Below are 12,931 nucleotides of genomic sequence, written 5' to 3'. Positions count from 1 at the left end.
CGCCTCGATCCCCGCGCACGAGACACGCACGATACTCAATGTAACCACGATCATGGGCCGGCGCCCGCGGGGGACAGCCCCGCGAGCGTGGCCGGATCGGGCAGCTCGTCGGGTGCGACCGTGGCGCCGGTGCGCACGTAATAGAAGGCGGTGCGCACCGACGACTCCGGGAGCCCGGACAGGGCGGCCCACGCGGAGCGATAGACGGCCAGCTGAACCGCGGCGTGGCGCATGGCGTCCGGCCCGCGCGGCGGCTCGCCGGTCTTCCAGTCCACCACGGTGGCGCCGCCGTCGGGGTCGGCGAACACCGCGTCGATGCGGCCGCGCACCACGGTGTCACCGATGGGCATCTCGAAGGGAACTTCGACCGCGACGGGCGTGCGGGCCGCCCACGGCGATTCGGCAAAGGCCGCCTGCAACGCCGCCAGGTCTCGGGTGTCGCCCACGTCGGAGTCCGCGGCGCCCGGCAGGTCGCCGAGATCGAACAACGAGTCGGCGCCGTAGAACCGCTGCACCCAGGCGTGAAAAGCGTTGCCGAGCATGGCATGCGGGTCCGGGCGCGTCGGCAATCGATGCCTCAACCGCTGCGCCGCGCCCGCGGGGTCGCGCGCCAGGTCGACCAGGCCGCTGACCGACACCTGGCTGGGCAACCCTGGGGCGGCGGGGCGCTCCGCTCGGGCCCGCTCGGCCAGCAACGCATCGACGTCGGCGGCCCAGCCCTCGAGGTCGGCGCCGGGCTCGGCGGTGCCGGCCGCCATGGCTTCGGCCACCAGCACCGCACCCCGTTCCACGTCCCCACGGCGCGCCCCCAGCGGGTCGGCGGGCCATATCGCTTCAATTACGGTGTCGCGCAGTGGGTTTCGCTCGCCGTCGGCGGGCGCGGGGGCCCACTGATCCACCACGCCGCAGGGCTCGCCCGCGGCGGCGGAGCGGTCGATGATGTCCTTGAGTTCGCACAGGAAATCCGACGGTCCGCGCGGCTTGATTCCGGTGGCACCCCACTGGTGGCCCGACACCAGCAGGGTGTCCTCGGCGCGGGTGATGGCCACGTACAGCAATCGGCGTTCCTCGTCGACGCGCCGCTGCTCCAGCTGGCGTCGATGCTCGAAGATCTTGTCCGACAGCTGCTTTCGGTTGGTGACGTCCGAGGTGTCCAGCACCGGGATGCCCAGCGCCCCCGCCGGGGCGCGGTCGCCGCGCAGCAGCGGCGGCAGCTCGGCGGGGTCGGTGAGCCAGGTGCTGCGCGACGCGGTCGACGGGAAGATTCCGCCCGACAGGTGCGCCACCGCCACCACTTGCCACTCGAGGCCCTTCGCCGAGTGCACGGTGAGCACCTGCACCCGGTCCCGCGCGACCGCCGTCGCGGCGGGCGGCAGACCGTTTTCGACGGCCTCGGCGGCGTCCAGGTAGGCCAGCAGCCCGGCCACCGTGGCGGCGGCCGGCGCGCCCGCCGAGGTGGTCGTTCGCTCGGCGTAGCCGGCGACCACGTCGGCGAAGGTGTCGAGGTGCTCGGCGCCGGTCCAGCCGGCCGACACCCCCGCCGCGGCGCGGGCCTCGCAGTCGACGCCCAGCGCCCGGCGCACCTCGGCGACCAAATCGGGCAGCGAATGCCCCAGGTGGCCGCGCAGCGTGCGCAGCTCGGCGGCCAGCGCGCTGATCCGCCGATACCCGGCGGGCGAGTAGGAACCGGGCGGCCCCGGATCGCTGATCGCGTCGGCCAGGCACGCGGTGTCAGCGTCGACGTCAAAGGCGGCGGCCCTCGCGATGGACTCCGCCGAGGGCGCCTCGCCGCCGCGTCCGCCGCCGCCGAGCGCGACCGCCCGCCGCCACAGCGCGGCGACGTCGCGACCGCCGAGGCGCCATCGCGGACCAGTGAGCACGCGCAGCGCGGCGGCGCCGGCCGTGGGTTCGGCGACCAGCCGCAGCATGGCTACGACGTCGGCCACCTCGGGCACCGACAGCAGCCCCGCCAGACCCACCACCTCGACCGGGATGCCGCGCGCGCGAAGCGCGTCGGCGATCGGGGCGGCGTCGGCGTTGCGGCGCACCAACACCGCCGCGGTGGGCGGGGCGGCCCCGTCGGCGTGGGCTCGGCGGTAGTGCTGCAGGAGCTGGTCGGCGATCCACTCCCGTTCGGCCCGCACGTCGGCCAGCAACGCGCACCGGACGGTGCCGGGCTCGGCGTCCGGGCGCGGGCGCAACGCGTGCACCGCGACGGACCGGCGCCGCGCCTCCGCCGAGATGGCGTTGGCCACCTGCAGGGTGCGCGGCGGATTCCGCCAGCTGGTGCGCAGCTCGAGGACGGGTGCCGGGGTGCCGTCGGCGCGCGGAAAGTCGGTGGTAAAGCGCGGCAGGTTGGTGGCCGACGCGCCGCGCCAGCCGTAGATCGACTGGATCGGGTCGCCGACGGCGGTCAGCGCCAGCCCGTCGTCGGCGCCGCCGCCGAACAGCGCGGACAACGCGATGCGCTGGGCGTGGCCGGTGTCCTGGTACTCGTCGAGCAGCACCACCCGGTAGCGGCTCCGCAGGTCGTCTCCGACCTGGGGGAAGGACGCCGCCAGCCGGGCGGCCGACGCCATCTGGGCGCCGAAGTCCATCACCTTCGCGGCGCGCATGCGCTCGCTCAGGGCGTCGAGCAGCGGCACCAGTTCGGCGCGCTCGGTCTGGGTGGCCAGCAGCCGCAGCAGCCACTGGTTGGGTCCGCGCTCGCGCTGGTAGGGCCCGGCGGGCAGGCTGTGGATCAGCCGCTCCAGCTCGAGGTGGGTGTCGCGGAGCTGGCCGGTGTCGACCAAATGCTCGGCCAGCTGGCCCCACAACGCCAGCACCATCGAGGTGACGGCGGCCGGGGTCTTGTCGGTGTGCAGCTCGCCGCGGTAGCCGTTGACCACGTCGAAGGCCAGCTGCCACAGCTCGGTCTCACCGAGGAGCCGGGTGTCGGGCTCGACGGGCAGCAGCAACCCGTAGTCGCGCAGCAGCGAGCCGGCGAACGCGTGGTAGGTGCTGACGTCGGGGGCGCCGGGTTCGTCGCGCCGCCCCCCTAACCCGATCCCGGCCAACCGCGCCAGCCGGGACCGGACCCGGCGCAGCAGCTGGCCGGCCGCCTTGCGGGTGAACGTAAGGCCGAGCACCTGACCCGGTTCGGCGTAGCCGTTGGCGACCAGCCACACCACCCGCGCGGCCATCGTCTCGGTCTTTCCCGCCCCGGCGCCCGCGATGACCACCAGCGGCCCCGGCGGCGCCGCGATGACGGCGGCCTGTTCGTCGGTGGGCGGGAAAAGCCCTAGCGCACCGGCCAATTCGGCGGGGCTGTAGCGCGGGTTCACGGTGCCGACCCGTCGGCGTGGGCGGGACAGCAGGGCCGCATCGGGCAGTGCGCGCAGCCGTCGTTGCGCCGCGCGACGAACCGCGGCCCGGCCGTCGCGTCGGCCGCCTGGCGGAGCCGGGCGCGCCATTCGTCGCGGGCGGCCGGCGTGAGCGGATCCTGCTCGCGCACCGTGGCTCCGGAGGCGCCCGCCTTGCCCACGTACACCAGCCGCGCGCCGCCGGGCTCGGTGCCCGCCGGCAGCAAGCCCTCGGCGACGGCCAGCTGATACATCGCCAGCTGCGCGTGCTGTTGGGCGTCGTCCTTGCTCACCGGCGTCTTGCCGGTCTTGATGTCGACGATCACCAGCCGCCCGGCGCTGTCGCGTTCCAGCCGGTCCACCCGCCCGCGCACCCGGATCGCCCCGCCGTCCCGATGCGGTGCGGCCAGCGCCCCGTCGACGTCGACCTCGACGCCGATCTCGGTCAACTCGGCGCGGGTGTGCGCTCGCCACTCGACGAACGCCTCGATCATCGCGCGGTGGCGGGCCAGCTCGTTGGCCGAATGCCACTCGGCATCGAAGGGCAGATGCGCCCACGCCCGCTGCAGGTCGGCCAGCAATTCCGTTTCCGTCTTGCCCGGTTGGGCGACCAGCGCGTGCAGCACCGAGCCGATGGTGGAACGCAGGTCGCGCGGGTTGGTCCCGCCGTGCCGTTCGGCCAGCCAGCGCAGCGGGCAGTCGGTGAGCGTCTGCAGGGTCGACGGCGTCAGCGTCACGACGTCACCGGCTCGCCGCAGCGGTTCGGCGCTGCTGACCGGCGTCAGACCGTGCCAGCCGGCCGGGTCGGCGCCCGGCACACCGGCCGCGGCGAGGCGCGCCAATTGCCTTGCGGCACAACCGCGGACGGCGTCGTCCACGGCCCCGTCCGGCGCGCACACGACGCCGCGCAGCCGGCCCACCAGCGCCGCCGACGACAGCACGCGGGGCGCTGAAACCGGTTGCTCGGCAACAGAATTGGCGCCGCCGTCGGCCCACCGCGCAATCTCGGGAAAGAACACCGACGGCAGCGCGGCCTCCAGGCCCGGCCCATCGGCGTCGCTGTCCACGGCGGTCACCAGCAGCCGGCGCCTGGCGCGGCCCATGGCCGACACCAAAAGTCTGCGCTCCTCGGCGAGCAGCGGCGCCCGCACCGAGGCGTCCTCGCCGACCCCGTCCACGACGTCGAGCAGCCGTTGCGTGCCCAGCACGCCGCCGCGTGGAACGGTGTTGGGCCACAAGCCCTCCTGCAGCCCGGCGATCACCACGAAGTCCCATTCGTGGCCCAGCGCGGCATGCGCGCTGAGCACCTGGACCTGCTCGCCGTCGGCGAGCGGGCCGTGGTCGGCGCTGGGCAGCTGCAGGCCCGCGACGTGCTCGACGAGCCCGCGCAGCGACGCCCCCGGCGTGCGGGAGACGTAGTGATCGGTGACGTCGAACAGCGCGGTCACCGCCGCCAGGTCCCGGGTGGCCTGGGCGCCGGCGGGGCCGCCGCGCTCGGCGGCCGCCAGCCAGCGGCGCTGCAGGCCGGACCGATGCCAGGCGGCCCACAGCGTGTAGCGCGGGTCTTGGCCGTCGCCATGGCAGCGCGCGGCCGCGTCCAGCACCGCACGCACCCGGCGCAGGGGCGAAGGCGGCGGCGCGCCGGCGCGCAGCGCCTCGACCAAAAGCTCACCGAAGTCGCCGGGCGCGTCGTCGGCCTTGGGGCGCCGCAGGGCGCGGCGCAGCTGGCGGAGCGCCACCGGATCGACGCGGCCGATGGGCCCGGTCAGCAACGCCAGGGCCCGTTCTCCGGTGAGCCCGTCGGCGGTGGCGGCCAACACGGTCAGCAGCGCCTGGGCCGCCGGCTCGTCGGACAACGCCCCGCCCAGCGGCGGCGCGGCCACCGGGACGCCGGCGGCGGCCAGCGCCCGCGGCAGCCGGGCGCCGGCCCGCGGCAGCGACCGCACGATGACCGCCATCTGCGACCAGGGGACCCCATCGATCAAATGCGCGCGCCGCAGCGCGTCGGCGACCAGCGCCGCCTCGGCGTGGGCCGAGGCGGCCAGCCGCACCGCCACGGATCCGTCCTCGCGCCCCGAGCCGTCGATCCGCCTGCCGGCGCTGCCGCCGGGGAGGCGGCTGGCGATGCCGCTGACCGCGCGGGCCACCGCCGGCGCGCACCGATGCGACACCGTCAGCGTCACCGCCGGCAAATCGTCGCCCAACAAGCCGGCGGCCTCGCCGCCGCGAAAGCCGAACACCGCCTGGTTGGGATCTCCGGCGACCAGCGTCAATTCCGCGCCCGCGGCCAGCACCCGGACCAGGCGCGCCGCCTGCGGGTCGAGTTGCTGGGCGTCGTCGACGAGCAGCAGGCGGACGCGGGCGCGTTCGGCCGCCAGCAACTCCGGGTCGACGGCGAACGCCTCCAGCGCGGCGCCGACGAGTTCGGCCGCACCGAGCGCCGGCGTGGTCGCCTGCGGCGCCGCCGTCCCGACCGCCGCCCGCAGCAACATCACCTGTTCGTACTGTCGCGCGAACTGACCGGCGGCGACCCATTCCGGCCGCCGGTGCCGGCGGCCCAGCCGCTCCAGTTCCTGCGGGTCCACGCCACGTTCGGCGCAGCGCGCCAACAGGTTTCGCAACTCGGTGGCGAAGCCGGCGGTGGTCAGGGCGGGCCGCAGCTGGGCCGGCCACGCGCTGGCCGCGCGCGGCCCGTCCTCGAGGTCACCGGCCAGCAATTCGCGGATGACGGCGTCTTGTTCGGCGCTGGTGACCAGGCGCGGGGGCGCATCGCCGGCCCGCTCGGCGGCCCGCCGCAGCACGGCGTACGCGTAGCTGTGCACCGTGCGCACCACCGGCTGCCGGACGGCACCCGTCGGCCCCGAACGCAGCAACGCCGTCGTCAACGCGCTGCGCGCCGTCATCGGGAGCCGGCCCGAACCGGTAAGGAACAGAACCGATTCGGGATGCAGGCCGGCGGCGATCCGGGCGATTGCGGCGTCCACCAGCAGGCTGCTCTTACCGGTGCCGGGCCCGCCCAGGACGCGCACCCGTCCGCGCAGGCCAGGCGCCAATACGGTACGCGCCTCGGCGTCCCAGCTGTGTGACATGGCTGCATGCAATCACGAGGGTCTGACATCCGGCCGGAATTGCGGGGATACTGGACCGGGATACTGGGGGGAAGCCGAAGCACTTCGCCAGGTAAGGAGGGGTTGTAGATCGTGAGCGACCTCGAGGGCAATGGTCCCGATGCCGGGGTGCCGGAAGCGGACGCGGTGGAACAGAGCCTGCCCGCCGCGTACGAGGACGAGGCCGGCTTGGACACCACGTACTTGACCGACGCCACGGATCGCGACGCCAACGAAGCCGATGTGATCGAGCAGGCTTTCATCGTTCCCGCCGTGGACGACGATTGGGCCGAAGATCAGTAGGCCGGACGCCCGGCAACACCTTTACGTGCACCGCTACGGCCCGGCCGGTCCGGTGCGGCTGCTGGCGATTCACGGGCTGACCGGCTACGGGGGGCGGTGGCGCAGCCTGTCCGGTCAGTTGCCCGAAATCGCCCTGGCCGCACCGGATCTTCTGGGCCACGGCAGGTCGTCGTGGGCGGCGCCGTGGACGATCGACGCCAACGTCTCGGCGCTGGGCGGGCTGCTCGACGCCGAGGCCGACGGGCCGGTGCTGGTGGTGGGGCACTCGTTCGGCGGCGCGCTGGCGATGCGGCTGGCCGCGGCCCGCCCGGACCGGGTGGCGGCGCTGCTGCTGCTCGATCCGGCGGTGGGCTTGGACGGCGGGTGGATGCGCGACATCGCACAGCGGATGTTCGCTTCGCCCGACTACCCGGACCCCGAGGAGGCCCGGGCGGAAAAGGCGACCGGGTCCTGGGCGGACGTGGATCCCGCGCTGCTGGACACCGAGATCGACGAGCACCTGATCGAGCTGCCCAACGGTCGGTACGGCTGGCGCGTCAGCCTGCCCGCGATGATGTCGTACTGGAGCGAGTTGGCCCGCGACATCGTGTTCCCGCCGGCCGGGACGGTGACGACGTTGGTGCGGGCCAAGCAGACCGCGCCGCCGTACGTCAGCGACCGGCTGATCTCCGGGCTGCAGCAACGCCTCGGAACCGATTTCCGGCTGCTGGATTTCGACTGCAATCACATGGTGCCCAACGCCAAGCCCGCCGAGGTCGCGGCGCTGATCCGCGAGCTGCTTCAGGCCGGCTGAGCGTGGCGGCGGTGACCGACGAACAGGTCGAGCGGGTGCGGTCGCTGGTGGCGGCCATCCCGTCGGGTCGGGTCGCCACCTACGGCGACATCGCCGCCGTCGCAGGGCTTTCCAGCCCGCGCATCGTCGGATGGATCATGCGGACCGACTCCTCGGACCTGCCCTGGCACCGCGTGATCACCGCGTCGGGGCGCCCCGCGCGGCACCTGAGGACCCGGCAGCTCGAGCTGCTGCGCGCCGAGGGCGTGCTCGCCGTCGACGGCCGGGTCGACCTGGGCGAGGTCCGCCACGAGTTCCCGCCGGGGAGCTAGAGGACCAGCCGGACCAGCGCGGCGGTGCGGGCCAGTCCGGGGAACGCCTCGGCCGTCGACCGCGGGTGCAAGGCGTGGACCGCCAGCCGAAACATCAACGCCCGCAACAACATCTGCGGCCACTCCGGCAGGGCGTTCCAGCGCTCGATGAGCCCGTCGTCGGCCTCGCCCCAGGACAGCGCATCGACGACGGCCACGCCGGCGGCCCACGAGGCGGGCCGCCAGTAGGGCGTGATGTCGGTGATGCCCGGCGCCGCGGTACCGATGAAAAGCACTGTCCCGTAAAGGTCCCCGTGCACCAGCTGGTTGGGGCTCTTGGTCGGCCGGCGCAAGGTGGCGAGCTGGTTGATCAACTCGACCGATCGCTGGGCATCGGCCGACGGGGGCGCCGTGCGCGCGCCGGGCGGCACCGACGCCAACGGCCGTTCCTCCCAGGCGGCGCGGTCGGCGGCGATGAAGACGTCGACGTCGCTCCACGGCGCCGTGGGGCCCTGGGTCAGGAATCGGGGGCGTTCCAGCTTGCCGGTCGCCTCGTGCAGGCGCACCGCGGCCGAGACGACCTCGTCATGCCTGGGTTCCGGCGTGCCGGCGACGAAGGTGTCCGCCCGCCACCCCGACACCACGTAGCGGCCGTCGGTGGAGCGAACGGGCCGGGCCAGCCGCACCCCGTCGACGAAGAGCGTCTCGCGCACCCGTGCCGACCAGGCCGCGCGGGCGTGGTCGGCCACGATCGACAGGACGACCTCGCCGCACCGCCAGCCGCCCTCCCAGCTGGCGCCCAGGGCCACGGGCTTGACACCGGTCAAACCGAACGCCGCCAGCACATGCTCCGGCGGTGGTTCGACGGCCAAACCCACTGTCACACGGGTAGCGTAATGGAGCGCATCCCCGGTGATAGCTCAGTACATGACCATGTCGGGCTGCATCTGTTTGGCCCAGGCCACGATGCCGCCCTGCAAATGCACCGCATCGGAGAACCCGGCCTTCTTGACCGCGGCCAGCGCCTCGGCCGAGCGCACGCCGGTCTTGCAATACAGCACCGTCTTGCGGTCGTGCGGCAGCTGGGCCAGGCCCTCACCCGAGCTGATCAGCGACTTCGGGATCAGCTGGGCGCCGTCGATGTGATTGATGTCCCATTCGACCGGCTCGCGGACGTCGATCAGGGCGAGTTTGCCGCCGGAGTCCAGCAACTCGCGCAGCTCCTGCGGGGTGATGGTGGAGTCGGCGGCGGCGGCCGCGCCTTCCGCGGACACCGCGCCGCAAAATTCCTCGTAGTCGATCAGCTCGGTGATCGTGGGCGTCGCCGGGTCCTTGCGGATCTTGATCGTGCGGTAGCTCATCTCGAGCGCGTCGTAGATCATCAGCCGGCCCAGTAGCGGTTCGCCGATCCCGGTGATCAGCTTGATCGCCTCGGTGCCCATCACCGACGCGATCGAGGCGCAGATGATGCCCAACACGCCGCCCTCGGCGCACGAGGGCACCATGCCGGGCGGGGGCGGCTCGGGGTAGAGGTCGCGGTAGTTCAGGCCGCGCCCGCCAGGGGCGTCCTCCCAGAACACCGAGACCTGGCCCTCGAACCGGTAGATTGACCCCCACACGTAGGGCCTGCCGGCCAGCACCGCGGCGTCGTTGACCAGATACCGGGTGGCGAAGTTGTCGGTGCCGTCGATGATCAGGTCGTACTGCTCGAACAGCTCCACGGCGTTGGTGCGGTCCAACCGGAACTCGTGCAACCGCACGTCGACCAGCGGGTTGATCGCGGCGATCGAGTCGCGCGCGGACCGGGCCTTGGGCCGTCCCACGTCGGCTACGCCGTGGATGATCTGGCGTTGCAGGTTGGATTCGTCGACGACGTCGAAGTCGACGATGCCGATGGTGCCGACGCCGGCCGCGGCCAGATACAGCAGCGCCGGCGCGCCGAGCCCCCCGGCGCCGATCACCAGCACCCGAGCGTTCTTGAGCCGCTTCTGACCGTCGACGCCGAGGTCGGGGATGATCAGGTGGCGGCTGTAGCGGGCCACCTCGTCGCGGCTCAGCTCGGCGGCGGGCTCGACAAGTGGCGGCAGCGGCGTCTGGGATGTCGGCACCGAACATCTCCTCGGTTGGCTTTCGTCAGCTGTATCCATCACAGCAGCTGGCGAAATCAACGGCAAACAATCGCGGTTCCTTCCCCGGTTTCCCGGTACCGCGCGTCACGGCGTCAGGCGATCGGGTACGGCCAGGGGTTGAACCGGCACACCTTGCCGTCGGCCTTGACGAAGTCGGGGTCGAACTTCGCGGCGTCGTCGTTCGACGTGGAGAACGTCTGCTGCATCATCACCGGCGCCAGGCCGCCCTGCTGCTCGCAGGGTTCGTGGCGCACGTACCCGATGGCGTGGCCGACCTCGTGGTTGATCACGTACTGCCGATACGAGCCGACGTCGCCCTCGAACGGCACGGCGCCACGCACCCAGCGCGCCTCGTTGATAAACACCCGCGCCTGCCGGTCGGCGCCGTAAACCGGGTTGTAGCAGGAGGTTTCCAGCCGAAACTCGTAGCCGCAGCCGTCGCGCACCGTGACCGGGGACACCAGCGAGATCCGAAAGTCCGGCTTGCCTCCATCGGCCGGATCGATCCGCACGAACGCGAATTGCGGGTTGTGCGTCCAGCCCTTGGGATTGGACAGCGTCTGGTCGACCATCTCGGCGAAGGCGTTGTCGCCGCCGAACATAGCGGGATCGATGCCGTTCTCCACCTCGACCGTGTAGTGGAACACCTTGGCGGTGCCCTGACCGACCTGCGGCGTCGCACCCGGCACGACGTGCCAAGTCTTTTCGCCCGCCTCGGTGAACGGCCCGCCTTCCGGCAGGGTCCCGGCCGGCAGGTTGGCGTCGAACGCGGCCAGGCCGCGCGGGGGCGCGTCGATGATCGCGGTGCCCACCGCGCCGATGTCCGGCGGGCCCTGAATCTGTTGTGTCACAATGGGTTTGGGCGCGCCGGTGCCCGTCACGGTCTGGTAGATCACCAGCCCGGTGAGCACGATCAGCGCGGGCAACGCATAGGCACGCCAGCCGTAGGTGGACACGAACCGGCCCAGCCAGGTCTGCTTGCGCCACTGGCGCAACCGGTCCCGCTCGGATCGGGGCCGTCCGGCGTCCCGGGCGATCGGATCGCGCAGCGCGCGAAGCGGTTCTCGCCACTCGTCGCGCAGCATCGGCACTTGACCGGTGCGCCGCACGGGTCGCTGGGACGTCATTTCCCCAGGATTGCACAGCCGGGACCCCCGAAACCTCAAGGCCGCCTTCGGCGCGCCCGAACGACGGCGGCGACACCGCTTCTGCCAGCGGTGATGGCCGCGATGGCAATCGCGAACCGGTCCCGGTAGTAAGGTCTTTGCGACGGGCTGCGAGCGGCTGGCCTGGACGGCGTCGATAGCCGCTTGCCAACGATCAGATGAGGACTCGATGAGCGATCTCGCCAAGGCGGCCGCACGACGCGCCGTCAGATCGGCCGAGCGCAGTCGGCCGGGCGACGGCGTGGCCGCCGCCAACCGGCGCGGCAACCGCCTGCCCCGGGACGAGCGTCGCGGCCAATTGTTGGTCGTCGCCAGCGATGTCTTCGTCGACCACGGCTACCACGCGGCCGGCATGGACGAGATCGCCGACCGGGCGGGCGTCAGCAAACCCGTTCTCTACCAACATTTTTCGAGCAAGCTGGAGCTGTACCTGGCGGTGCTGGCCCGCCACGTCGAGAACCTGGTGTCCGGCGTGCAGCAGGCGCTGCGCACCACCACCGACAACCGGCAGCGGTTGCACGCGGCGGTCCAGGCGTTCTTCGACTTCATCGAGCACGACAGCCAGGGTTACCGGCTGATCTTCGAGAACGACTACGTCACCGAACCCGAGGTCGCCGCGCAGGTCCGGGTCGCCACCGAATCGTGCATCGACGCCGTGTTCGCACTGATCAGCGCCGATTCGGGGCTGGACCCGCACCGCGCCCGGATGATCGCGGTGGGCCTGGTCGGAATCAGCGTCGACTGCGCCCGATACTGGCTGGACTCCGACCGTCCGATATCCAAGGCCGACGCCGTCGAGGGGACCGTTCAGTTCGCCTGGGGCGGCCTGTCACACGTGCCGCTCACTCGTTCTTAGCCACCTTGCCGGCGAGCCGGGCCGCCTCCGCGCCGATCCCGAATCCGACCCGGCGCGCGTCGGCGGCGCCGATCTCCACGTAGGCGATCTTGGCCGTCTGAATCAAAAAACGGCGGCCGCGTTCGTCGGACAGGCTGAGCAGGTCGCTACCTTCGCGGAGGGCCGACGTGACGAGTTCTTCCACCTCAGCGGGCGTCTGCGCGCTGGCTAAGACCAGCTCGCGCGGACTGTCCGTGATTCCGATCTTGACCTCCACGGTCGCCCCTTCCGGTTCGTTTCCATTCGTTTTTAAGGCAGTGCTTCGTCGGACGTGTCAGCAGCAGGCTAGTGGACGCTTCCGGTCGCCACTGCGTCCCGGGCCCGTCGCGCGCTTCGCGGTAAGCGAAACGCGGCCGGGGCCGCAACATAACGATTGGCTTTCGGCTGGGCAACGTGGCCCGAGACGGCCGACCCGCGCGTAGTCACATCGGTAACATCGGCACCATCAGAAACATGGTGACCGAGCCCCTCGGCCTAGCTCGCGGCGACGCCCACGACTACCCCGATGAGGGCTATGACGAAGACGGAGCCGACCCGGGGTTCGACGGCTACGGCGAGCTCGCCTGGCCGTCCGACAGCCGCTGGCGGCCGCTGGTGGCGATCGTGGGCGCCGTGGTCGCCGTGGGCGCCGTGGCGACCGCGGTGATCATCAACAGCGGCGACAGCGCGACGACCAAGGCGACGGTGGCGCCGGCGCCGCGGCCGCTGACCACCGCGCCGCCGACGCCCAAGAGCTCGGCCCCCATGCCGCCGCCCAGCGCGCCGCCGCGCACGTCCGCGGCCCAGCTGCCCCCCGAGACGTTCACCACCGTGACACCGCCCAGCGCGCCGCCGAGCCTGGTCCCGGCGGCCCCGCCCCCGACGGCCGCCCCGCCTCCCGCGGTGGCCCCGGGCATCGGTGTAGACC

The 12,931-nt window shown here is 72.6% G+C and carries 10 protein-coding genes and 1 pseudogene; 5 read left to right on the top strand and 6 right to left on the bottom strand.

Going from position 1 to position 12,931, the window contains the following annotated elements; all coding sequences use genetic code 11:
* Positions 1–50 precede the first annotated feature (50 nt).
* Both AWC19_RS10475 and AWC19_RS10470 read right to left on the bottom strand, forming a co-directional pair.
* Entirely contained in the window at positions 51–3,323 is a 3,273-nt protein-coding gene (locus AWC19_RS10475) for an ATP-dependent helicase (protein ID WP_085078063.1), read from the bottom strand.
* On the bottom strand, positions 3,320–6,430 hold the full coding sequence (locus AWC19_RS10470) for an ATP-dependent helicase (RefSeq protein WP_085077988.1): 3,111 nt from the start codon (positions 6,428–6,430) through the stop codon (positions 3,320–3,322). The genes AWC19_RS10475 and AWC19_RS10470 overlap by 4 nt, the downstream gene beginning before the upstream one ends.
* A gap of 111 nt (positions 6,431–6,541) precedes the next feature.
* On the opposite strand from AWC19_RS10470, the gene AWC19_RS10465 reads away from it, so the two are divergent.
* The 3 genes from AWC19_RS10465 to AWC19_RS10455 are packed head-to-tail and all read left to right on the top strand — an operon-like array spanning position 6,542 to position 7,855.
* Entirely contained in the window at positions 6,542–6,751 is a 210-nt protein-coding gene (locus AWC19_RS10465; RefSeq protein WP_085077987.1) for a hypothetical protein, read from the top strand.
* A complete protein-coding gene (locus AWC19_RS10460) occupies positions 6,744–7,544 on the top strand; it encodes an alpha/beta fold hydrolase (protein ID WP_245848895.1) in 801 nt (266 codons plus the stop codon). The genes AWC19_RS10465 and AWC19_RS10460 overlap by 8 nt, the downstream gene beginning before the upstream one ends.
* Before the next feature lie 2 nt (positions 7,545–7,546).
* On the top strand, positions 7,547–7,855 hold the full coding sequence (locus AWC19_RS10455) for an MGMT family protein (RefSeq protein ID WP_085077985.1): 309 nt from the start codon (positions 7,547–7,549) through the stop codon (positions 7,853–7,855).
* Here the strand turns inward: AWC19_RS10455 and AWC19_RS10450 are convergent.
* The 3 genes from AWC19_RS10450 to AWC19_RS10440 all read right to left on the bottom strand — a co-directional run bounded on the left by AWC19_RS10450 (position 7,852) and on the right by AWC19_RS10440 (position 11,090).
* Complete coding sequence (locus AWC19_RS10450; protein WP_085078062.1) at positions 7,852–8,706, bottom strand: TIGR02569 family protein; 855 nt, start codon at positions 8,704–8,706, stop codon at positions 7,852–7,854. The genes AWC19_RS10455 and AWC19_RS10450 overlap by 4 nt on opposite strands.
* Positions 8,707–8,754: 48 nt before the next feature.
* The gene (moeZ, locus tag AWC19_RS10445; RefSeq protein ID WP_085077984.1) at positions 8,755–9,981 is read right to left on the bottom strand and encodes an adenylyltransferase/sulfurtransferase MoeZ; all 1,227 of its coding nucleotides are present in this window, start codon (positions 9,979–9,981) and stop codon (positions 8,755–8,757) included.
* Positions 9,982–10,055: 74 nt separating this feature from the next.
* On the bottom strand, positions 10,056–11,090 hold the full coding sequence (locus AWC19_RS10440) for a DUF3152 domain-containing protein (protein WP_085077983.1): 1,035 nt from the start codon (positions 11,088–11,090) through the stop codon (positions 10,056–10,058).
* A gap of 208 nt (positions 11,091–11,298) precedes the next feature.
* Between AWC19_RS10440 and fasR the strand changes: the two genes are divergently transcribed.
* Positions 11,299–11,985 (top strand): HTH-type transcriptional activator FasR, encoded by a 687-nt coding sequence (gene fasR, locus AWC19_RS10435; protein ID WP_085077982.1) that lies wholly within the window; start codon positions 11,299–11,301, stop codon positions 11,983–11,985.
* Here the strand turns inward: fasR and AWC19_RS10430 are convergent.
* Positions 11,972–12,241: a DUF3107 domain-containing protein gene (locus AWC19_RS10430; protein ID WP_085077981.1), complete on the bottom strand. Its 270-nt coding sequence runs from the start codon at positions 12,239–12,241 to the stop codon at positions 11,972–11,974. The genes fasR and AWC19_RS10430 overlap by 14 nt on opposite strands.
* Positions 12,242–12,477: 236 nt before the next feature.
* On the opposite strand from AWC19_RS10430, the pseudogene AWC19_RS29020 reads away from it, so the two are divergent.
* A pseudogene (locus AWC19_RS29020) lies at positions 12,478–12,931 on the top strand (MmpS family transport accessory protein); the annotation flags it as partial.

Origin of the sequence: Mycobacterium palustre (assembly GCF_002101785.1) — a bacterium.
Lineage (GTDB): Bacteria > Actinomycetota > Actinomycetes > Mycobacteriales > Mycobacteriaceae > Mycobacterium > Mycobacterium palustre.
The sequence above is the reverse complement of the archived record's forward strand: the minus strand, read 5'-3'. Positions and strand labels throughout refer to the sequence as shown.

Bases quoted from the DNA above. Each gene is read 5' to 3' on its own strand.
- AWC19_RS10470 (WP_085077988.1), bottom strand. From the start codon at position 6,430: ATGTCACACAGCTGGGACGCCGAGGCGCGTACCGTATTGGCGCCTGGC.
- moeZ (WP_085077984.1), bottom strand. From the start codon at position 9,981: ATGGATACAGCTGACGAAAGCCAACCGAGGAGATGTTCGGTGCCGACA.
- AWC19_RS10440 (WP_085077983.1), bottom strand. From the start codon at position 11,090: ATGACGTCCCAGCGACCCGTGCGGCGCACCGGTCAAGTGCCGATGCTG.
- fasR (WP_085077982.1), top strand. From the start codon at position 11,299: ATGAGCGATCTCGCCAAGGCGGCCGCACGACGCGCCGTCAGATCGGCC.